At 48.5% G+C, this 262-nt stretch carries 1 pseudogene; it reads left to right on the top strand.

The features are described 5' to 3' along the window. Window positions 1-30: 30 nt before the first annotated feature. Window positions 31-262 (top strand): annotated as a pseudogene (locus tag CWC11_RS21110) (gamma subclass chorismate mutase AroQ); the annotation flags it as partial.

The following is a 262-nucleotide window of genomic DNA, read 5'->3' as shown; positions in this document are numbered from 1 at the left end:
TATATGCCCATCGAAATGTGTGTTTTTGGATTGAACAAGACAGCTAAAATTACGCATGTAGCATCCCACCCAGCAGCTCTGAACCAAATTGGTCATTGGGTCAATGCTCATCAGGTACAAACCAAGCCCGTGCCCAAAGGCACCAACGAAGCGGCTCGCTTACTTGCAAATGGACAATTTGATCAAAACACCGTTGCCGTAGGTAGCTGCGCACTCAAAGTGGTTTACCCAGAGCTGGCACTACGCGAAGTAAGCGTTCAGG

The organism is Pseudoalteromonas sp. S3178 (assembly GCF_005886985.1).
Lineage (GTDB): Bacteria > Pseudomonadota > Gammaproteobacteria > Enterobacterales > Alteromonadaceae > Pseudoalteromonas > Pseudoalteromonas carrageenovora.
This window is presented reverse-complemented; position numbering and strand designations above follow the sequence as displayed.